We start from the raw sequence: 18292 nt of genomic DNA on the forward strand, positions 1-18292 counted from the left end.
GAAATACGTGCCTGTAGAAGCCGTCTCTATCAGTTTTCTCACTCGACACGAGAAGCAATCAAAAAAGACTGAAAGATACACGAAAACGAATGCGCACTCAACGTTATCTCTAGTAATTATCTTGACTGAAGCAATCAAAAAAGACTGAAAGTCATCCACTCCACGAGAGAGTACTTGATATCAGCGTGCGTGGTCTACGCGAAGCAATCAAAAAAGACTGAAAGAGTAGAGAAGTACGGATAGTTTCAGCGTCGAAGACGTACAGATCTGTCTTCGAAGCAATCAAAAAAGACTGAAAGTTCTACATTGCTGGCGTTGACTTCGACGTACTTGGCGTCAATGCACACCTCTGAAGCAATCAAAAAAGACTGAAAGCTGCTTGAGCGAACACAGCGGATAACACCTCTATCCAAGCCTCCTCTACGCGGTCTGAAGCAATCAAAAAAGACTGAAAGTTCGGTTTTACTAGAGAGGAGGAAAGGCATGAGGATTGTTTAAAAAATGTGAAGCAATCAAAAAAGACTGAAAGCCTGAACTATACAAATTCACCGACCTCTACCTCACTCCAAAGGGGTTCATGACCGTGAAGCAATCAAAAAAGACTGAAAGCTGATCCTGTGTGGCGATAGCTCTACTCCAGCATATGTTTTTGTGTACCGAAGCAATCAAAAAAGACTGAAAGGTGTCGTAACCGTCGAATACTCTTACTACAATGAGATCAAGGTGATTCGGTGAAGCAATCAAAAAAGACTGAAAGTGGAAAATATCATATATATCCACTATTAATCGTTAAATACAAGAACATGTGAAGCAATCAAAAAAGACTGAAAGGTTGTGAGAATAGTGATTGCTAGTGGTTCAATGTCTGCTGGCGCATTGACGGCGAAGCAATCAAAAAAGACTGAAAGTCCATGCTACTTTGCGCATCATCTTGGGTAAGAGCAGACCGTGTCTCTTGGCGTGAAGCAATCAAAAAAGACTGAAAGTCATACCTGCGACGGTCTCAGTAGCTCGAAGAAGCAATTAAAAAAGGCTGAAAGGTAAGATTACTATTTTATCACCGAGACGAGTATATTGGTCCCGTGGAGGATATCGTGAGCTTCACGCGATCTCGTTGAGGTGAGTTATCGGCATACACTTGGGTGTTTATGAGGGGTGGCGCCGGGGGCGGGATTTGAACCCGCGCGGGGAGTGATATCCCCACTGGCTCTCAAGGCCAGCCCCTTAGGCCGCTCGGGCACCCCGGCACGTTTTCCCGGATTATGGTTTTAAGTACAGGAGGATATAACCTTTTTTACTCATAGCCTCCACGTAGCTGTATACTTTCTTTGCCCTTTCCGCGAGATACTTGCCTCCTTTAGCAATTACGAATTGTGCGAAACCATCTTTAGTGAGGTGTTCTTTTGCGCCAAGTACTATGTCTTCTACCACTTTCATACCGGCTGATAGCGGGGGGTTTGAGTATATTCCGTTGAAAAGTATACCTTTTACGGGGTCGTATCTGTCACCTTCGAGCACTGTAACCCTCTCACCAACATTATTTATTTTAGCGTTAAGCTTGGAAACCCTAACCGCGAGGGGATTTATGTCGGTCATGTACACCCTTAGTTTCGAATTAAGCCTCGCAATCGTGATACCTATAATGCCGTAACCGCAACCAACATCCAGGACTACTCCTTCCTCAGGCATCTTTATGTTTTCGAGTAGAAGTAGTGTTCCCTCATCCACCGATGAGCCGGAGAATAGGCTTGTGTAAGATACGAACTGTAGTGAAACGCCGTGTATAACTAGTGGAATTAAAACTCGCTTACCCGGCGTCTTCTTGAAGTAGTGCATTATGTGCCACTAGTTAGCGTTTTTAGTCTTCCAGGTTTTAGGGTACACATTACGCGGCATTATCACCCTAGTGGTCTTAGCGACGAGCCCCTTATCCATCTTAGCTATCTCCTCGGCGCTTCTAAGCGCCTTTCCAAGCGCTACGAGCTCTCCTTTAAGTGTATACATGGCGACGGTATTGTCCACTTCAACGTTCTTCGTTAGCATTGCAACTCCGGGCGCTGCCAAGTCTGCTCCGTGCGCAACAGCACCCACGGCCGTGTCTAGTATTATTATCTTGGGTAAGTGCGCTGTCGACACCTCAACGGGTAATACTATTTTCCTGAGGTACTTCTCGTTTCCCGAGGTCTTCCATAGGTAAACGGCCTCGCTCACCTCCTGGAGAGTCGTCAGTGTGTCGTCCTCCCTAAAGGGGCCTGTCCTGGTCCTCCTGAGCTCTCTCATATGTGCACCTATGCCCAATACCAATCCAATATCGTGTGCGAGCTTCCTCATGTACGTTCCCGGATCGCAGACAACCCTCAATAGCAAGTACTTGTCCTGCACGTCGACAATTTCAATATCGTAAATGGTCTTGGTTCTTATTACCCTCTTAACGCTCGACCTCACGGGGGGCTTCTGGTATATACGGCCCTTGAATAGTTCCACCACCTCTTCGATCCTGCTTCTTGGAACGTTCTCGTGTAGTTGCGCAACCATTACATACTCTTTAACGCTGTGTATGACACTGCTAATTACCTTGGTACTGTGGACGAGACCTACCGGTAGCACGCCGGTTACTTTGGGGTTTCCCCGCCCTTAGGACCTGGGCTCTAGGGTACCCCCATGCCCGGCTCTGGGTACATTGAATATTCTTTTAACCCATGCAACAACCTCGTGACTTGTAGGTCCAGGTGGTTTATCCAAGTTAATAACTCCGTGATTTATATGGTCTTCTATTTTCCTCTCGTACGGCAAAGTACCGTAGTCGGGGCTTGTTTCGGCTTCCCTTACCTTGACCCACTCGTTCATGTAACCGGCTTTTTCCGCAATCCTGTTCAAAAAAGCAATACCCCTGTCCTCGAGGCCCATAGGAGAACACCTGAATGGTGACCGGTTTCAAGGAAAAACCCGTGCATTGTATGCTCTATCTTAACGGCGAGAGCTTCGGCTTCACGACCTCCTTCATGAAGTCCACTAAGCCCGCTTCTTCGATCGCTTTCACCACTTCCTCGTCACTCACGCCTCTCGGTATCCTTATAACCTTGTCCGTCGGTTCAATGTGCTTTATGTTTACTCGCCGTCTTTTCACACCACTTAGCGCTTTAGGCCCTGTTATCAGTACGAAGTTTTCATCTACTATGTCCACAATTACGCACTTCCTGCCCGCTTCTCTACCCGCCACCTTTACGCATATCCTACCGATCTCCACTGCAGGCATGACGCACCCCCTGCGTGCTCTTATAGTCTATTTTCTAGGGCTTTTTTAATAATTTCGAATGTTTCTTTAATACCAATGCGCTTCGTGTTGATTACGAGGTCGAAAATTGATAAGTCATTCACGTCTATCCCGTAAAACTCCATGAACCTCCTCCTCTGAGTGTTCTCCCTAGTTACTGTTTCTTTTAGCGCTTTTTCCAAGGGGACGCCATCTCTGGACGCTATTCTGAGAACTCGTAGAATTAATGGGGCTGTAACGTATATTCTGAAGTCCACGATATCGTCCACGATCCACGCCGCCAAGTGACCGTCTATAACGACGTTGTCCTCCCTAGCAGCCTCGTAGGTTCTCCTATCGACCTCTAAGTCTATTGAAGGGTCATTTAAAGCCACGACGCTTAGCTCCTCGATCGTTAAACCTCTTTGTTTAGCCACTTCTCGGAATATTCTCCCCGCAGAGAAGTGCTTTAGGTGGTAGTGCTCTGCGATGATGTTCGCTTGCGTGGTCTTACCGCTCCCCGGGGGACCACTAATGACTATTCTAACCAAGTCAAGACCCCCTAGCAGAGGTTGTCTACGAAAAGTCTATTTAGTGGTTGAATGCTAGTGTTTCAATGAGGCCCTAACCGCCTCTCTGATCCCCCTTGCGAGGCAATTAGGGCAGATTACCCCCCCGTAGGGTCTTTCAGGCCTTTTCTCGGTTTTCGCTAGCTTGCCCATCTGATACGGTCTTAAGGCAGGTACTCCATGTAGTTCAGTAGCGCAAATTGCGCACTTTGCCTTACCGGCCTTTCTCTTTTCGTAGTGTAGCGTTAAGCTAGCTCCCGGTGTACGCTTCTTTATACGCCTCCAAGTCCTTGCCCTATGCATGGGGCGCGGCATGGCGAACACGCCGAGCTCAGTATTCCCGGTCTTACTGCTCTAATGATGTAAAACCTTTAAATACCTCCAGCTATGAAGGCCTCCCCACCTTCATTTCCTTGGATATGGGGTAGCTCACCAGCGCGAGGGCCAGTAATAATAGCGCGTGTACGTAAACCTGCACTTTCCCCTGCTCCTTGTCGTAAGCGCTGAAAAGAGGAATAGAAACTGGTGAGTCTATAGAGTATGTGGAAAGCGAGTTGATGATCGCGATCACCACCACGAGCATGCAGGCGTACGTGGCCATGAATATTGCCATGTTCAGCAACATTAGGGAAAACATTCTCCTCTTGAACATTTTGAGGTGGGGCTGGTACTTTTTAAGCCTCCTAACATCACCCTTGGTCTTGACCTTACTAGGAACTTTGAGGGCTTGCTCGTGTAATACCTCTATGTCCCGGTAAAAGCGGGTCCTCTTGATCAGTCTAAAAGTCGCGATGTAGAGGAAGGCAAACGCCACGACTATACCGACTATTAAAAGCGTTACCATAGGCTACTCTCCGATAATCCTCCTTAGTAGCGGGTAGGATTCTAGCGTCCTCTCATATGCTATTAATGCGTAGTACTGTTGCAGGATTCCTACAGCTAGTAAGAGCCCCGTACCACTGCCATAGGCGCCGAGGATGTCGGAGATTATTGCTATTAGCGCCACTATGATCGATGAAAGGACCGTTAAGGGGTATATGTACTTGGCGAGTATCTGTTCAAGTATCTTGGGGTTCTTTCTAAAGCCCGGGACCTCGAAGCCGCTTTCTATTAATTGCTGTGCTTGATTGGCAGGGTTTAAACCGGCCACCTCTACCCATAGCAAGCCGAAGATTATGGCGAGTACCAACACTAACACGCTGTATATGATCAGGTGCCTTGGATCCGAGAGTGCGTTGAGTAAGCCGTGTGGAGACGCCAGATAGTACGCTAATCCTCCCACCAGCCTGCCGTTCTCATCGTACACTGCTAGCATGTCAACGAGGCTACCTGGTACTATGCCGCTCAAGTAAGTCCTTATCATTGTTGCGAACACTATCATGTTAGAGTAGAGTATTCCAATGAAAAGTACTGGTATATTGGTTACGTAGAGGAATTGTAATGGTATCTTGCTCTTAATCGTGTACAGCCTCGGAGAGGTTATCGGTATTTCTATTCTAATGCTACTCAAGTAAACTAGTATGAAGGCTACTGCAAACGTGGCTATTAAGCCCACTAAGTCCCTTCCACCAGGTCTGACAACAATGTTAGATACGCCGCCATTATTTGCAATAACGTTTACTGCATAGGGTACGAAGCCTATGTACACGCCGTTGCTTTGCAAGGGGCTGAATATGTTCCAGAATACCGTTGTCGCGACGCCAGCCAAAATGAACAACGAAACCCCAGACCCCAGACCCCAACCCTTCTGGATCATCTCATCCAGCATTATTATGAAAATAGACGCAACAAATAGTTGCAACGCCACGATGACCCTCAAGTGCCACCCGGCTGTGCAGTACGTTATCGGGTTGCCCCTGAACGGCCAGTACCTGCATGCTAGGACGTACATTGCTGCTTGCACAGCTGCGAGGACCAGTGCGAGGGTTTTCTGGGCTCCCGTGAAGATCTTCCTGTCCTCCGGGTCCGTCAAGTCTAGGTCTATGAGCTTAGCTCCGGCGAGGATCTGCATAACTAAGCCCGCCGTGACGATCGGCCCGATCCCAAGCTCCATTAACGTGCCGCTGTGCGCGGCAAATACTACTTGTAGAATCATGAATTGTTCAGGCGCGGTCTGGCTGATGCCATAGAGCGGGGTGTGCGCCATCAACAAGTATGCTATTAATGCTAGAAGAGTCCATAGAAGCCTTTCGTGTAGTGGTACTCGCCGTGTGGGCCTTGGCGCGCTCGGGACGTACTTCGCCGCATCCGCCATGATTTTCAATAGTCCCATGCAATCACACCTGTGCGCAGATTTTTAGGGGTTCCCGCAGTACTAGCGGCTGAATTATTAGAATGTTTAAGAGGTTAATTAAGTCGCAGAATAAGGCATCAGTACGAGAATGGATTAAGCCTATTTACTCGGTTCTCCAGATGAGACCACGACGCCGCCGGCAGCTTCAACCTTTCGCTTAGCCGTTTCTGAAATCTCTTTGACGATCAGTTTCAGCGGCACTGTCACCCTACCCCTGCCCAGAACCTTATCGTAACCTAGCTCAATGGTGTTCATCACTACGAATCCTCCCTCTCTAATGGCAACATTTTTCGCAAGCATGTCTAGTGCAAGCTCATTTAATTCCCCAACGTTCACAGCTCTCGTTTTCCGCTTTAATTGCTGCACGCTTCGGAATCCGTGCTTGCCGTACCAGTTCGGGGCGTACTTGATCACCCATATCCATTTATGTTTGTGAAAACCAACAGCGCCAAACCCCCCTCTTGAACCGCTCTTCCTATGTTGGCTTACCCTACCCCAGCCCATTGTACGCGTTCTACCCCGTAATTTACGTGATTTCTTCTCTCTGCGTATGACCATGTAAACCACCTTAGAGCATGCGCTTAATTAGGTCATTTATTGCGATCCCCCTATATCCTGTTTCCCCGTTCTGCTCGTAGAGCCTCCTAACGGATCCCTTGAACCCCCGTCTCGGGGGGTGTAATCTGAATACTGGTTTCACGATGTTATCTATCTTGTGTAGCATTACCTTGCCATATAAAATCGCATCTGCAAGCGCTGGTATGCCCCCCCTTATTCCCAGGTGTCCTAGTTTTTCATCTACATACTCATCAGTCAGTTTTCTATTCCTAGATGCACGCCCTCTAGCGTACAGTAGTTGTATTAAGGTATCCCTATTAACTTCACCCCACGTAACCCAGTCCTTTACCTTTTTTAACATACCTTCAAGCCCCGGCATGCTTGCCGGGTATAGGACGCAGTGGTATTTCCTGTGTAGCCTCAGTAACTTTAGCGTGTACTCTACATCGTATGGACAGTTAACCTGACCGCGTATTCTCACTATTGCATATATAGGCGCTGCACTCACGGCGGGTCACCGACTCCAGTCGGCCGGAGTTACGAACCTATAAGTGTTATGAAGGGCTTCTATGACTGCTTTTGCAAAGTTGAGCGTAGTTCTCGTCTCACCAAATGTTTCGGACCACACATCTCTTATACCAGCTAAGCGTAAAACTACTTTAGCGATGTCACCAACTACTAGGCCCGTACCACGAGGTGCCGGTTTTAGTAATATCTTCACGCTACCAGACTTACCCATGACCATGAATGGGAGGGAATGCAGTTCACTACACCTGCATTCCCAGCTCCCGCAACCACGCCTTACGGGTGCGATGTTCAGCTTTGCATCTCTTACTGCCTTAGCCAGCGCTTCTGTGTACTGTTTCGCCTTACCTATACCTATACCTACAAAACCGTTTTCGTCACCTACTACCACGACAACCTGAAACTTAGACCTCCTACCAGCATCAGTCATTTTCTGCACGATTTTCGCGTCTATTCGAACATACTTGAGGCTTGGTAATAAGTAGTCGACGATCTCGGGCTCTAGTAGTGGCAGGTTCTTTTCAAACACATCACGTAGACTAGTCACCTTACCCTCTAAGACAAGCCTGCCGGTTTTCGTGCGTGGAACCCACTTTTCAAGTGCTTGTTTATCGATCGCGGGCATGGGCGAATAAGACATAAACCTCACCCACCATAAGCCTTAAGAATCGCGTTTTTTACTTCTTCAAAGTGTTCAGGTAGTTTCTCGGGGTCAAGGCCGCGTTTAAGGTATTCCGAAAATCTAGTCTCCAAGGCGCCTTTCTCCTTGAGCATGTGCGCGTACTCAGCTACGTGTTTACCACATATCCTGTCAGGTGAAGGGGTAACGTTCCCGTTAACCGGGACTTTAAGCCCCGCGTCGTTAGCTGCTTTTATTGCTGCAAACACCACCGAGCCTTTAACGGGCTTATGTAAACCGACATCCGGGACGGCGTATTTAATGCCTTTTTGAAGGGCTCTAAGAGCTGCAAGAAGACCCGTTAAGTAGGCTGCAGAAGTATTCGACGTCCCTCCTTTCCATGCGAACTTCGTGACAAGCTCCCTCGAGTGCGCGGCAGCCACCGTATGGTCTCCTTCGGGCCTGAATACCATTACCTGCACCCATATGTACTTGTTAGTTTTCCTTACTACGAACCTGGGATGGCCAGATAAAACCATCACGTACCTCTTATGGTAATTTGTTTTGCCTTCTCGTCTACGTCTTTTTGGAACCCTGTATCTAGGGCCTTTCGCCATTCACGGTCACCGGCTTTACTTCAAGTCTTTAACTATTCCATGCTCTTTGAGGTATAACTTTAGCGAAGTAAAGGAGCTGAAGTGCCCTCCCTTGGTGAGCGCGTAAAGCCTCCTATAGGTCTTCCCGTCAATGATATTCTTGTCACGCAGGTACTTCAAGAAGGTCCTCATCTTTCTAATTCTATTAATCCATGATCTCTTCGAGGACGCTCTGGCATCCTTACTCCCTTCGCGCTTGCCTTGACCCCGTCTATGCCCTCTTTTCCTCTTGAGGTGCCTAATTTTGGAGCTATACCCGGTTAAGCCGTGCTCTGGTTCAACCCATATAGCACCTTCTTCTATCAACCTCTCCACATCCCTTCTCGTAATTGCTTGAGCTACGTCGTTAACTCTCTCCGGGTCTATCCTGATCCTCGAAATGCCGACTCCCAGCAACTTAGCCGCTAATTTTTTCTGTAACGATACATCGGTCACCGTTAAGCACCCTTGACTAGTGGCTTGAATGGGTTAGCCACCCGAAATCCTCTTTCAGTAGCCACTTTATAGATTTCAAGTGCTTTTTTAATACCAACACTCCTACCGATGTATATGATGTGCTTTGCCGGATCGTATTTTGAGAGGTCGCTAACAGAGTTCACGACTACCGGCATCGCTCCCTGGGGGTGTAAACCACGTACTATCCTTGGTCCCCGATAGCCCACTTTCACTATTGGCGGATAACCTTTGAGTTGCAACCTCATCTTGTTATCTATACCTTTCGGTTTACGCCACTTGGGCTCGTTCTTAAACTTTGGTTTTTTCCACCAGAGGTGCCTCAAGAACTCTGGTCTTCTTCGCTTCATTTCTTCTCTTAGTTTCAAGTACCACTCGAAGTACTTATCCACCTGGGTGCTCATTCCGTGACACCCCGCTCGTATATGTATATCCCATCGGCAAAGATCCTCCTATCGAGGTCCTTTATCTTAGTAGCACGTTCAATTGAGGCAGCCGTTAAGCCCACCTCTTCGATGTCTATGCCTTCGACGACTACGTCGTTCCCCTCTACTCGTACGCTTACGTTACCGTGTATTCTGGCGATCCGGTCTGCCCTTTCCCCGAGGAAGTTCCTAATCCGCACTACCCTGTTCTTCTCGTCGACGATGATGGTGATTGGAAAGTGCGAGTACACGATTTTCAGCTTATACCTGAAGCCCTTTGTTACGCCAACAATCATGTTTTCTATGTGCGCAGCCGTCGTTCCGACCAAGGCTTTGAGCTTTCTATCCGCTCTATGAGCCTCAACGACGATCTCGTTATCTTCTCTAACCATAATTAGAATTCCTCTCGCGTGGCTAAAGTCTTTTTCAAGTTCTCCTTTAGGTCCCTTTACCTTAACATGTAAACCGTTCACCTCAACGCTTACTCCCGGAGGTATTTTAACGGTTTTACTAACGTGCAGAGCCTTGACCATGAACTACACCTGCTTAGTAACAGTACGCTAAGAGAATACCACCTATTTTCCTCTGAATAGCCTCTCTGTGGGATAGGACGCCTTGAGGAGTCGATATTATTAGGATTCCAATGTTGTAGGCAGGCAGGTACTTTCTTAGCCAGTGCGGTGGGTTCACGAGGTCCTTGTACTTTACTGGGAACCTAGGCTTGATCACCCCTACCTTGTTTATTCGCCCTAGTAGCTGTATCCGTATCTTACCCCATCTACCGTCGTCGATGTACTCAAACTCTCCGATATAACCTTCTTTCTGTAGGACTTTGAGTACATTTAGTATTAGCTTGGATGCAGGCCATGTTATTACCTCCTTCTTGGCTCTTGACTCGGCATTGTATATTGCTGAGAGCAGGTTTGCAAGTGTATCCATGACCACCATGGTATCCCCTTAGTTATATTTTCTAAAGCCCATAGTGTGCGCGATTTCTCTAAAACACTGTCTACAGAGGTAAAGGTTGTATGCTTGTATTACGGCGTCCTTTGACCCGCACCTTTGGCATTCTTGTACTCCGCGTCCATGCCTATACACTTTAGGTGGCTTGAATTTAGCCATAAGCACGCACCCTACGATTCAACTATTTCAACTCCAAAAAGCTTTTTAAGCAAAACCATCGCTTCTGCCTTGTTTACCCTGTGCCTTCGAGGTATATGGGACCTTGCTCGGCGCCTTCTCATTACCCGGTAACCGGGCCTCTCGATGGTTATGCATACGTCCATTCCGAATATTCCAACCTCCGGATCGTACTTAACTCCCGGGATTCGAATGTGCTCCTCTACGCCAAAACACACGTTCCCCAACTCGTCAAAGCTACTCGCCTTTAACCTAAAGCCCACAGCGTCTAGGACCTTTTTCAGGAAGGCTTCAGCGGGCTCCTTCCTAAGCGTTACCTTAACAGCTATGTACTCTCCTTTCTTAATACCGAATTCCTTTATTGTCCTCTTGGCTCTTCGAAAAGACGGCTTCTGTCCCGTTAATTCTTCGAGAGTGCTTGCTATTTTCTTTAACCTCTCGATGTCCGAGCCCACGCTCACGTTAACGGTTACCTTGGCGAGTCTAGGCGCTAGCATGGGGTTTTCTTCCCACTTCTTGAGGATCTCGTTCTCGGTTTCGAGTTGGAGGGCGAGCATTTCACCATGCCCCTTCAGGTAATGTTATTACAGGCTTTTCTCTGCCTATGGGGAAAACGTATTCTAGGCTTGTCTGGAAGAGGTTGCCAAACCTGTCTTCGAGTGTTACAATATACTTTCTTTTCTTCAAAGCACCCGGGATAATCTCCACGACTCTACCAACTCTACCAACGTTCCTACCGCCCGATACTATGGCGATCACGCCCTTTTCCAGCGGAATGTACTCGAGTATTCTATTATCCTCTAGTGAGAGGACCACCACGCCGAGCGGCTCATAGATGTCCTCCACGGGGTTTTTAGGATCCGATACTTTAACTAGGACATTTCTACCGTCGTGGAGATTTAACTGAATGTGCCCCCCTTTCACCGTGACTTTGTTCTCTATTCTGCAAGGCTTAGTCTTAGCTTCCTCAGGGGTTATTCTGACTAGTCCTAAAACCTTGGTGGGAACCGGTACTAACCGGAATGACTCCCCCGTTTTCGGGATCTCCACTACGTCCATTAGTCCAACTGGAAACTTGTAGTTTCTTCGAACCTTCCCATCAACTTTAAAATGGCCCTCGGCAACCAGCTTCCGTACTTCGCGCCCCGTTTTAGCGTACTTCAACACATCACGTACGAGGATTAATAGTGGAATGCACCTCTCAATGGGGTGTGGTCCTGGCGACGGTTTAACTGCCCATTTATATTCCTTTCTGAGAATGGGCCAGAACGCCGGCGCTACCAGCGCCTTTAAGTGCCTACTACTGCCCATCCTAGCCACGGTCACTCACCGCCCTCCTTTGTGCCTTCTTCGAGAGCGCTCACCACTTGAGACTTCTTCCGCCTTTCAATGATTTTTAATCTATGCTTATCGGAGGTGTCGAGCTTGACGATCATGACCTTGCTTGGGTGTACCGGGTAGTACACCGGTGTTCCATCAGCTTTCTTCATCTGTACGCCTTCTACGAATATCCTCACGCGTTTTAAGTTTACTTTCACGACTTTACCTTCATGTCCCGTAAAATCACCTCTTGTAATTCTCACAACATCGCCAACTCTCACTGGAAGCCGCTTAATACCGTACTTTTCCTCCAGCTCCTTTGAAAGCCTTGCATTGAATAACTTATGTCTAAGATGTAAAGGCATGCTGTAAAGCTGTTTTCTCTGAAGGGAAGGTTTAGTGGAAACCCTTAAAGGCATGACATCTCGCCCGATAAGCTATATTATTATCGATGCCAGGTTCGCGACTGGAGGCCACCGTTCAGCCGCTTCTCTAGCCACGGGACCTCGTATTTCCGTGCCCTTAGGCGTGCCTTCAGGCGTCAGTATTACCACGGCATTGTCCTCAAATGCTACCCACGTACCATCAGGCCTCCTGTACGGTCTTCTCTGCCTAATGATAATTGCCTTGAACACCTTCTTCCTCATCTCAGGAGTGCCTTTCTTTACGCTTACAACAACTAGGTCTCCGACGCCAGCGCACGGCACTCTCCTCAGCTTACCTTTGTACCCCGGAACGCCAACGATCATTACTTCTTTCGCGCCGCTATTATCGGCTACTTTTACTGTAGAAGATACCTGTAGCCCCGTGTTTATGTGTCTCCTCGAGTAAGCAGGCTTACCCGCTACGGCGCGCTTTGCACCCATTACCCACCACCCCCACCGCTCCTTTTAACGACACCGAGCACCACAAAAGATATTGTCTTAGCTAAGGGTCTGGTCTCCCCGATTATTACCTCGTCACCTTCTTTGATGTCAATGCACGGGGGTAGCCTTGCGCGTATGTTTCTTCTTCTACGTTCATACCTCATGTACTTTGGAATGTAGTGTAGGTACTCGTGCCTTACAACAACGGCCCTTTGCATTCTCCTTTTCACGACTACGCCTCTTAGTATGGTACCTCTTATTTTCAAATGCCCGTGCCACGGACACTTCGGGTCATTACACTCCCTCTCCGGCGGGTTGATTCCCGGTATACCTATGTTTTTGACCCTTCCAGGTACACTCACGAAGCTCACCTTCTTCTAGCTGAAAGCACCTTCTTGAGCCTATCCCATGGTCTCCCAATAATGTCAATACCCTTAATAACTACTTTTCCGCCACTGGGAAGCGTGACCTCGAATACGGCGTTGGCCTTAAAGACCCTCACCCTTTCACGGTTACGTTTCTCTATTACAAGCGTTTTAAGGGTTTCATCCACTATCAGTCCCTCTAAACCTATCAATGCAGTATCGCTGTACTGTAAAATCTTAACTCTAAGCCCTATCAATTCATGGAAGTATATGTTGTGTTCGTTGATCCCGATGTTCAACGCGGTGCTCTCCTTCTCTCTTCATTCATTACTGTGAATATTCTCGCGATGTCTTTCCGGGTGTTTCTTATTTTAGAGGTGTCTTTGAGTAATCCCATTTTAGCTTGTAATCTCAACTTAACAAGTTCTAGTCTCAGCTCTTCGAGTTTTTTCAACCTGTCTTCCACGCTCATTCTACGTATTTCATCTGCCTTCAACCGGCTACACCCACCTCCTGCTTTATTCTCTCCACTTCGGCTGGTGAAAGCTCCTTTGTCTCGACCTGATCGGGTAGCCTAACACCCGGCTTAACGATCACGACCTCCACGCCGTACACGCCCGGCTTTAATAAGGCCCTTGCGACTGCCCTATCAACAATATAGTCTACTGGGTCGCCCGCCTTGTACACTTTACCGGCTTTTAGCTTCTCGTAGGTTGCCCTCTCGCCGCGTAGCTTCCCGCTAATAATGATCTCGCAACCCAGGGCGCCGGCCTCCATCACTCTACGGATCATGAACATTATGACCCTTCTAAACGGTATGCCCTTTTCAAGCGCTCTAACGATCCTAAACGCCACAACCCTCGCGTTTAGGTCGGGATCGGTGACGGGCGAGACTGTTATGTTGACGTTCTCAAGCCTGAACCTAGTCTGCAAGATCGTCGCTATCTTCTTGAGGATGGTGCCGCCTCTACCAATGAGCCTGCCGGGATACTCGGCATATATTACGACTCTGTGACCTAGTGGGGTTTTGTAGAGTTCTACGTCAGCGTAGCCGGAGTCTTTAAAGTAGTTGGCTAAGAACTCGTCAATGACTACCTTCTTTAAGCCGTATGAGAGGAAATACTGCTTTATACGGGGACCCACGCCTACCACGTTTAAGTCACCTCCTTTACAATTACTTCTACGTGGCTGGTTCTCCTGTACTTGGGAGTTGCACGTCCAAACGCCCTTGGCATATACCTCTTAATGGTTATGCCTCGATGCGCAGCCACGTGCACTATCACCAGCTTACTCGCATCAAGGCCCTTGTTTTCAGCATTTGCTTTCACGTTTTTCAGCAGTTCTAGTACATACTTCGCGCCTTTCACGGGGTATCTGCCAGCAGGCCACTTGAACCTGTCAGCTAATCCCCGTTTATGACTAACTTTACCATGATACCTCCTAAATGGCACGGGTTGCTTAAGCTTGCTTACGTCCTCTAGAAACCTGATCGCCTCGAGAAGCTTCATGCCCTTAATGGTACTTGCTATCTCGCGCATGTACTTTATTGATACGGGGACGTCAAATGTCACCGCCTTCGCGATCTTAGATTCATCGGCGTACTTGACGGAGTAGTGCCAGGTCGGCATGATCGCACCTACTTTACCGCCACGAATCTACTGCTCTTAGTAGCCTTTAAGCCCGGCTCGCCGTGAGTAACCCGCTTCACCGTAGGGCTGAACTCTCCGAGACGGCGTCCAATCATTTCTGGCGTTACTTTAAACTGCACGTACTCTTTACCATTGTAAACAGCAAATGTTAAGCCGATCATTTCCGGCAAAATAATCATGTCGCGCACGTGAGTTTTAATTACAGCCTTCTTGGCTAGTTCCGGGTTCTTAATTGTTTCTCTCACCCTCGCTAAGAGCTTTATTTGCGCTTTAGTAAAGCCCCTTAACAAGCTACGTCTTTGTCTAGCGGGTAGTAGTTGCGCAAATTCATCAAGAGACATGTTAAGTATTTCTTCGAGGGCCTTACCCTTGTATTTAAACTTTCTCCACTCCGGTGGCATATCTTGTAAGTGCGGGGGTAAGCCGTACTGCCTAGATTGCTGTTGAGACGCCTGTGACACCTTCCCACCCAAAAGCACATTACTGGAAGATATCTAGCATTATACGCCTAAAAAGCATGCTGGGAGACACGGCTACTTACCCTTCCTTCTACCGGTTCTTTTAGCGGCAATGTGCCCGACCTTACGACCAGGTGGAGTCGTTTTAGCGACTGTTGTCGGCCTTCCTACATGCCTACCTCCGCCATGCGGGTGCGATACAGGGTTCATAGCCACTCCTCTAACTCTAGGCCACCAGTAGCTCTTCGCTCTCCACTTGTAGAACGCGGCGCCGGCCTTTAGTAAAGGTTTTTCGAGCCTGCCACCACCAGCTACTACGCCTATGGTTGCTCTGGCATTACTCGAAACTTCTACAACCTTCCCACTAGGTAGTTGTACCTTCACCTTATCACCTGTTTTACTTAGTACGATAGCATACGTTCCACTAGACCTGGCATACCTGCCTCCATCTCCAGGAACCCTCTCCACGTTCGCCACTTGGGTACCCTCGGGTACAAGCCCTAGAGGCAGTATATTTCCATTGGCGATCGTGGCATTTGGACCAACGTGTACTACTTGCCCCTTGTACAAGCCCTCTACAGCAGGAATATAGAATACCTGTCCAGATTCCAGCTCAACTTCGGCAATTGGAACCCATCTACCTGGATCGTGAATGAGGTTTCTGACAACTCCTCTATAGGTTTTACCGGGATCTAGTGCGGGGTATCTTGCCGGTGCGGTGTGCAGGTGATCTGGCGTCCTCCAGGTGGGCGACCCCCTTCCGCGTCTTTGAGTTATAATCCTCTTACCCATAATGACACCTCTTCATACCTACATTATACCAAGTCTTGTTGCAACTTCTGTGGCCTTGTACTCGGGGTGCAATTTCACATACGCCTTCTTCTCGCCTTTAGGGGTTATCAGCGTTTTGACTTCGGCTACCTTGACATTAAGCAAGTACTCCACGGCACGCTTTATATCATGCTTTGTAGCATTAATGTCGGTAATGAATGTCAAGGTGTTCTGCTTATCTATAAGTGATAGGGCCTTTTCACTTTGTACCGGTCGTTTTATTAGCTTTGCTAAGTATTCCAGCTCATCGCCGCTCATATGTACATCACCTTATACTTGTTTAGGAGCTCTTCGAGGGCCCTCTTCGTGATCACCGTTAACCTACCCGGAATACCTCCCGGAGCTAGGTGTAGAATGCTCAGGTTACCTGGTGTCGCTATATCCACTCCAGGGAAGTTCCTCACGGACTTGGCGAAGGGGCAGCGATAGCTAGTTAGTATAAAGAGCACGCTTCGAGGCTCTACATATCTCCTACCCCGCATTTTGCCCTTTCCAGCCCTAATCCTTACCTTCTCATAGCTTCTCTTGATATCGTCCCATACGCCGACTTTCTCGAGGAAGATCTTCGAGTCTTTTGCCTTAGAGTACGCATCCTCGACCTCGTTAACCACCACTACAGGGAGCTTTTCAGTATTAAATACGTGCCCTCTAGCCTTGACTAGTTCGATCCTGGAGGTTGCAGCGAGCGCCGATACTATCGCCATGTACCGTTCATTCTTATTCACCTCTTCGTGTATTCTACGGTCAGTTCTCGGCGGAAACGCGGCATGGCCTTTCCTAGCTGATACTACAAACCTAGCTACACCACTAGGCAGTCTCGGGACCCTCGCCAACCCGTAGCCCACGCCCCAGTACCTCGCAGTTGTCCTCTTGCCGGCTAAGGGGTCTCTGCCTTTGGGCTGTATCATAGCTGTGAATGCCGATAAGAACGCTCTATTAATAATGTCCTTTCTTATGGGGTAGTAGAAAAGCTCTGGTAGTTCCATCTCACCGACTACATCCCCTAAAACTCCGTATACTGGTACCGTTAACCTCGCCCCCTCTAAGTGTGGATCCCTGGTACCTGTAAGAACGCGCGTCACGGCTTCATGCACCTTGTTTACTCTCAAGACTAATGTACGTTATCCTAGGGGCGGAGAGCGGTATCCACTCGAGTCTGGGTCTTATAGGGTGCCTGAGTACGAGTAACCTTTTTGTAGGTCCTATAACTGATCCTCTAAGTAAAATGCACGGCCCATATACAAGTCCGTAGTGCAAGAATCCGCCTTTAACCACGACTTCGAGGCCGCTCGTATTCATTTTGAGTATTCTCTTGTTAAACTCGGTTCTTCTGTGGAAACCCGTTTGTCCTGCTTGAGGAGTCTCGCTCATGGAGTACGTGAATGCGGGGCCGCGAGTACCTATTTTTCTACTGCCTTTTCTATGCTTATGCCACCTTGGTAATTCCTTAACACCGAACCTCTTTACTACGCCTTGAAAGCCGTGTCCCTTAGTGACGCCTATAACGTCGACGAGCTGGCCCTCTACGAACACGTCAAAGGGTGTTAAGTACGATCCAAGTATTCTCTTAGCGTATTCTAGTTTCTCGTTGATGTCCTTCCCGTGAATCTTTATTTCAAGCACCTCTACCTTCTTCTTGCCGATTCCCGATAACACGGGTATGGTCGTCACGATCGCGTGGACGTCAACCACATTGCCGCTGAACACTCTCTTGAAGTCATCCTCCTTGAATTCGGGTACAAATTTGAACCCGTATTCGCCGTTGGGATCGGGCTTAACGAGTCCATGGTTAGCCTTTCGGAGTCCAAGGAGGTACTTCTTAACGACTTCTTTCGGTTCCATGCCCCACAGGGGGTTCCGGGCATAGAACTGTTCCGTTGCCTTAAGCACGGAGTCTACGGGGCTTGTCCAAACTTCGCCTACGGCTTTTAAGTAGCCATCGTAATTTGTGGTGTAGGCCCTAACCCCGATCACCACTATTGGCGGCGCGTCTAGTATGGTCACGGGCGTAATTACCTCTTTGCCCGTAAACGGCGTGTTAGGCCTGTCCTCTACTATGAGTGCGTGCGTCATTCCGGCTTTATAAGCCGGGTAAGCGAGTAGTACTGGTTTCGACGCTATTCCTTTTTTAGAAGCATCCACGCCGTACTTCTCCAACAATATGTCGAACCAGCTTTTCTCGGGCCAAGACTTTATTCTAGGGGTCAGCTCTTCGGCTCTTTTTCTAGGCCTTACACCGAGACTTCCATGTCTTGGCGCGCTCAGCTTCCTGTGACCCAATTCCCTTCACCCACTTCAACTAGGTAAGCACT

Annotated in this window: 30 protein-coding genes, 1 tRNA gene, 1 pseudogene and 1 CRISPR repeat array; all 32 genes and pseudogenes read right to left on the reverse strand. The window is 48.3% G+C overall.

Annotated features, from left to right (window positions below; all coding sequences use genetic code 11):
- Positions 1-51 precede the first annotated feature (51 nt).
- A CRISPR array of direct repeats spans positions 52-1040; the repeat unit is 24 nt; unit sequence GAAGCAATCAAAAAAGACTGAAAG.
- Between the two features lie 116 nt (positions 1041-1156).
- Positions 1157-1247 (reverse strand) — tRNA-Ser (locus tag QXU03_06830).
- Positions 1248-1260: 13 nt separating this feature from the next.
- Entirely contained in the window at positions 1261-1836 is a 576-nt protein-coding gene (locus tag QXU03_06835) for a methyltransferase (protein MEM2171449.1), read from the reverse strand.
- Between the two features lie 9 nt (positions 1837-1845).
- A pseudogene (locus QXU03_06840) lies at positions 1846-2613 on the reverse strand (RNA-guided pseudouridylation complex pseudouridine synthase subunit Cbf5).
- Positions 2614-2634: 21 nt separating this feature from the next.
- Positions 2635-2907, reverse strand: coding sequence for a tRNA pseudouridine synthase A (locus QXU03_06845; protein MEM2171450.1), 273 nt, complete (start codon positions 2905-2907; stop codon positions 2635-2637).
- A gap of 55 nt (positions 2908-2962) precedes the next feature.
- Positions 2963-3256, reverse strand: coding sequence for a 50S ribosomal protein L14e (locus QXU03_06850; protein ID MEM2171451.1), 294 nt, complete (start codon positions 3254-3256; stop codon positions 2963-2965).
- A 20-nt stretch (positions 3257-3276) separates the two neighbouring features.
- Positions 3277-3804: an AAA family ATPase gene (locus QXU03_06855; protein ID MEM2171452.1), complete on the reverse strand. Its 528-nt coding sequence runs from the start codon at positions 3802-3804 to the stop codon at positions 3277-3279.
- 54 nt (positions 3805-3858) lie between these two features.
- On the reverse strand, positions 3859-4137 hold the full coding sequence (locus QXU03_06860) for a 50S ribosomal protein L34e (GenBank protein MEM2171453.1): 279 nt from the start codon (positions 4135-4137) through the stop codon (positions 3859-3861).
- A 70-nt stretch (positions 4138-4207) separates the two neighbouring features.
- Positions 4208-4666 carry a hypothetical protein gene (locus QXU03_06865; GenBank protein ID MEM2171454.1) on the reverse strand — a complete coding sequence of 153 codons (459 nt, stop codon included), beginning with the start codon at positions 4664-4666 and terminating at the stop codon, positions 4208-4210.
- 3 nt (positions 4667-4669) lie between these two features.
- A complete protein-coding gene (gene secY / locus QXU03_06870; protein MEM2171455.1) occupies positions 4670-6094 on the reverse strand; it encodes a preprotein translocase subunit SecY in 1425 nt (474 codons plus the stop codon).
- Between the two features lie 120 nt (positions 6095-6214).
- On the reverse strand, positions 6215-6673 hold the full coding sequence (locus tag QXU03_06875; protein MEM2171456.1) for an uL15 family ribosomal protein: 459 nt from the start codon (positions 6671-6673) through the stop codon (positions 6215-6217).
- Positions 6674-6683: 10 nt separating this feature from the next.
- Positions 6684-7181, reverse strand: coding sequence for a 50S ribosomal protein L30 (locus QXU03_06880; GenBank protein ID MEM2171457.1), 498 nt, complete (start codon positions 7179-7181; stop codon positions 6684-6686).
- A gap of 6 nt (positions 7182-7187) precedes the next feature.
- Complete coding sequence (locus QXU03_06885) at positions 7188-7838, reverse strand: 30S ribosomal protein S5 (GenBank protein MEM2171458.1); 651 nt, start codon at positions 7836-7838, stop codon at positions 7188-7190.
- A gap of 5 nt (positions 7839-7843) precedes the next feature.
- Positions 7844-8434: a 50S ribosomal protein L18 gene (locus tag QXU03_06890; GenBank protein MEM2171459.1), complete on the reverse strand. Its 591-nt coding sequence runs from the start codon at positions 8432-8434 to the stop codon at positions 7844-7846.
- A 15-nt stretch (positions 8435-8449) separates the two neighbouring features.
- A complete protein-coding gene (locus QXU03_06895) occupies positions 8450-8908 on the reverse strand; it encodes a 50S ribosomal protein L19e (GenBank protein ID MEM2171460.1) in 459 nt (152 codons plus the stop codon).
- Positions 8909-8910: 2 nt separating this feature from the next.
- The gene (locus QXU03_06900; protein MEM2171461.1) at positions 8911-9330 is read right to left on the reverse strand and encodes a 50S ribosomal protein L32e; all 420 of its coding nucleotides are present in this window, start codon (positions 9328-9330) and stop codon (positions 8911-8913) included.
- Positions 9327-9884: a 50S ribosomal protein L6 gene (locus tag QXU03_06905; GenBank protein ID MEM2171462.1), complete on the reverse strand. Its 558-nt coding sequence runs from the start codon at positions 9882-9884 to the stop codon at positions 9327-9329. Before QXU03_06905 ends, QXU03_06900 begins: the two co-directional genes overlap by 4 nt.
- 13 nt (positions 9885-9897) lie before the next feature.
- Positions 9898-10299, reverse strand: coding sequence for a 30S ribosomal protein S8 (locus QXU03_06910; protein ID MEM2171463.1), 402 nt, complete (start codon positions 10297-10299; stop codon positions 9898-9900).
- Positions 10300-10308: 9 nt separating this feature from the next.
- Positions 10309-10473 carry a 30S ribosomal protein S14 gene (locus QXU03_06915; GenBank protein MEM2171464.1) on the reverse strand — a complete coding sequence of 55 codons (165 nt, stop codon included), beginning with the start codon at positions 10471-10473 and terminating at the stop codon, positions 10309-10311.
- A gap of 11 nt (positions 10474-10484) precedes the next feature.
- Complete coding sequence (locus QXU03_06920; GenBank protein ID MEM2171465.1) at positions 10485-11048, reverse strand: 50S ribosomal protein L5; 564 nt, start codon at positions 11046-11048, stop codon at positions 10485-10487.
- 1 nt (position 11049) lies between these two features.
- A complete protein-coding gene (locus tag QXU03_06925) occupies positions 11050-11811 on the reverse strand; it encodes a 30S ribosomal protein S4e (GenBank protein MEM2171466.1) in 762 nt (253 codons plus the stop codon).
- Positions 11812-11813: 2 nt separating this feature from the next.
- The gene (gene rplX, locus QXU03_06930; GenBank protein MEM2171467.1) at positions 11814-12230 is read right to left on the reverse strand and encodes a 50S ribosomal protein L24; all 417 of its coding nucleotides are present in this window, start codon (positions 12228-12230) and stop codon (positions 11814-11816) included.
- Positions 12231-12248: 18 nt separating this feature from the next.
- Positions 12249-12677, reverse strand: coding sequence for a 50S ribosomal protein L14 (locus QXU03_06935; GenBank protein MEM2171468.1), 429 nt, complete (start codon positions 12675-12677; stop codon positions 12249-12251).
- Entirely contained in the window at positions 12677-13039 is a 363-nt protein-coding gene (locus QXU03_06940) for a 30S ribosomal protein S17 (protein MEM2171469.1), read from the reverse strand. Before QXU03_06940 ends, QXU03_06935 begins: the two co-directional genes overlap by 1 nt.
- A gap of 5 nt (positions 13040-13044) precedes the next feature.
- Positions 13045-13341 carry a ribonuclease P protein subunit gene (locus QXU03_06945; GenBank protein ID MEM2171470.1) on the reverse strand — a complete coding sequence of 99 codons (297 nt, stop codon included), beginning with the start codon at positions 13339-13341 and terminating at the stop codon, positions 13045-13047.
- Positions 13338-13538 carry a 50S ribosomal protein L29 gene (rpmC, locus tag QXU03_06950; protein MEM2171471.1) on the reverse strand — a complete coding sequence of 67 codons (201 nt, stop codon included), beginning with the start codon at positions 13536-13538 and terminating at the stop codon, positions 13338-13340. The genes QXU03_06945 and rpmC overlap by 4 nt, the downstream gene beginning before the upstream one ends.
- On the reverse strand, positions 13535-14194 hold the full coding sequence (locus tag QXU03_06955) for a 30S ribosomal protein S3 (protein ID MEM2171472.1): 660 nt from the start codon (positions 14192-14194) through the stop codon (positions 13535-13537). Before QXU03_06955 ends, rpmC begins: the two co-directional genes overlap by 4 nt.
- A gap of 2 nt (positions 14195-14196) precedes the next feature.
- Positions 14197-14670 carry a 50S ribosomal protein L22 gene (locus tag QXU03_06960; protein ID MEM2171473.1) on the reverse strand — a complete coding sequence of 158 codons (474 nt, stop codon included), beginning with the start codon at positions 14668-14670 and terminating at the stop codon, positions 14197-14199.
- An 8-nt stretch (positions 14671-14678) separates the two neighbouring features.
- On the reverse strand, positions 14679-15092 hold the full coding sequence (locus QXU03_06965; GenBank protein ID MEM2171474.1) for a 30S ribosomal protein S19: 414 nt from the start codon (positions 15090-15092) through the stop codon (positions 14679-14681).
- A gap of 132 nt (positions 15093-15224) precedes the next feature.
- Positions 15225-15941 (reverse strand): 50S ribosomal protein L2, encoded by a 717-nt coding sequence (locus tag QXU03_06970; protein MEM2171475.1) that lies wholly within the window; start codon positions 15939-15941, stop codon positions 15225-15227.
- An 18-nt stretch (positions 15942-15959) separates the two neighbouring features.
- Positions 15960-16238, reverse strand: coding sequence for a 50S ribosomal protein L23 (locus tag QXU03_06975; protein ID MEM2171476.1), 279 nt, complete (start codon positions 16236-16238; stop codon positions 15960-15962).
- The gene (rpl4p, locus tag QXU03_06980; GenBank protein ID MEM2171477.1) at positions 16235-17062 is read right to left on the reverse strand and encodes a 50S ribosomal protein L4; all 828 of its coding nucleotides are present in this window, start codon (positions 17060-17062) and stop codon (positions 16235-16237) included. The genes QXU03_06975 and rpl4p overlap by 4 nt, the downstream gene beginning before the upstream one ends.
- 4 nt (positions 17063-17066) lie before the next feature.
- On the reverse strand, positions 17067-18260 hold the full coding sequence (locus tag QXU03_06985) for a 50S ribosomal protein L3 (GenBank protein ID MEM2171478.1): 1194 nt from the start codon (positions 18258-18260) through the stop codon (positions 17067-17069).
- Between the last annotated feature and the right edge of the window lie 32 nt (positions 18261-18292).

Source organism: Desulfurococcaceae archaeon (assembly GCA_038845865.1).
GTDB lineage: Archaea > Thermoproteota > Thermoprotei_A > Sulfolobales > Desulfurococcaceae > UBA285.

Bases quoted from the DNA above. Each gene is read 5' to 3' on its own strand.
- QXU03_06835 (MEM2171449.1), bottom strand. From the start codon at position 1,836: ATGCACTACTTCAAGAAGACGCCGGGTAAGCGAGTTTTAATTCCACTA.
- QXU03_06845 (MEM2171450.1), bottom strand. From the start codon at position 2,907: ATGGGCCTCGAGGACAGGGGTATTGCTTTTTTGAACAGGATTGCGGAA.
- QXU03_06850 (MEM2171451.1), bottom strand. From the start codon at position 3,256: ATGCCTGCAGTGGAGATCGGTAGGATATGCGTAAAGGTGGCGGGTAGA.
- QXU03_06860 (MEM2171453.1), bottom strand. From the start codon at position 4,137: ATGCCGCGCCCCATGCATAGGGCAAGGACTTGGAGGCGTATAAAGAAG.
- QXU03_06865 (MEM2171454.1), bottom strand. From the start codon at position 4,666: ATGGTAACGCTTTTAATAGTCGGTATAGTCGTGGCGTTTGCCTTCCTC.
- secY (MEM2171455.1), bottom strand. From the start codon at position 6,094: ATGGGACTATTGAAAATCATGGCGGATGCGGCGAAGTACGTCCCGAGC.
- QXU03_06875 (MEM2171456.1), bottom strand. From the start codon at position 6,673: ATGGTCATACGCAGAGAGAAGAAATCACGTAAATTACGGGGTAGAACG.
- QXU03_06885 (MEM2171458.1), bottom strand. From the start codon at position 7,838: ATGTCTTATTCGCCCATGCCCGCGATCGATAAACAAGCACTTGAAAAG.
- QXU03_06890 (MEM2171459.1), bottom strand. From the start codon at position 8,434: ATGGCGAAAGGCCCTAGATACAGGGTTCCAAAAAGACGTAGACGAGAA.
- QXU03_06900 (MEM2171461.1), bottom strand. From the start codon at position 9,330: ATGAGCACCCAGGTGGATAAGTACTTCGAGTGGTACTTGAAACTAAGA.
- QXU03_06905 (MEM2171462.1), bottom strand. From the start codon at position 9,884: ATGGTCAAGGCTCTGCACGTTAGTAAAACCGTTAAAATACCTCCGGGA.
- QXU03_06910 (MEM2171463.1), bottom strand. From the start codon at position 10,299: ATGGTGGTCATGGATACACTTGCAAACCTGCTCTCAGCAATATACAAT.
- QXU03_06915 (MEM2171464.1), bottom strand. From the start codon at position 10,473: ATGGCTAAATTCAAGCCACCTAAAGTGTATAGGCATGGACGCGGAGTA.
- QXU03_06920 (MEM2171465.1), bottom strand. From the start codon at position 11,048: ATGCTCGCCCTCCAACTCGAAACCGAGAACGAGATCCTCAAGAAGTGG.
- rplX (MEM2171467.1), bottom strand. From the start codon at position 12,230: ATGCCTTTAAGGGTTTCCACTAAACCTTCCCTTCAGAGAAAACAGCTT.
- QXU03_06935 (MEM2171468.1), bottom strand. From the start codon at position 12,677: ATGGGTGCAAAGCGCGCCGTAGCGGGTAAGCCTGCTTACTCGAGGAGA.
- QXU03_06960 (MEM2171473.1), bottom strand. From the start codon at position 14,670: ATGCCGACCTGGCACTACTCCGTCAAGTACGCCGATGAATCTAAGATC.
- QXU03_06965 (MEM2171474.1), bottom strand. From the start codon at position 15,092: ATGCCACCGGAGTGGAGAAAGTTTAAATACAAGGGTAAGGCCCTCGAA.
- QXU03_06970 (MEM2171475.1), bottom strand. From the start codon at position 15,941: ATGGGTAAGAGGATTATAACTCAAAGACGCGGAAGGGGGTCGCCCACC.
- QXU03_06975 (MEM2171476.1), bottom strand. From the start codon at position 16,238: ATGAGCGGCGATGAGCTGGAATACTTAGCAAAGCTAATAAAACGACCG.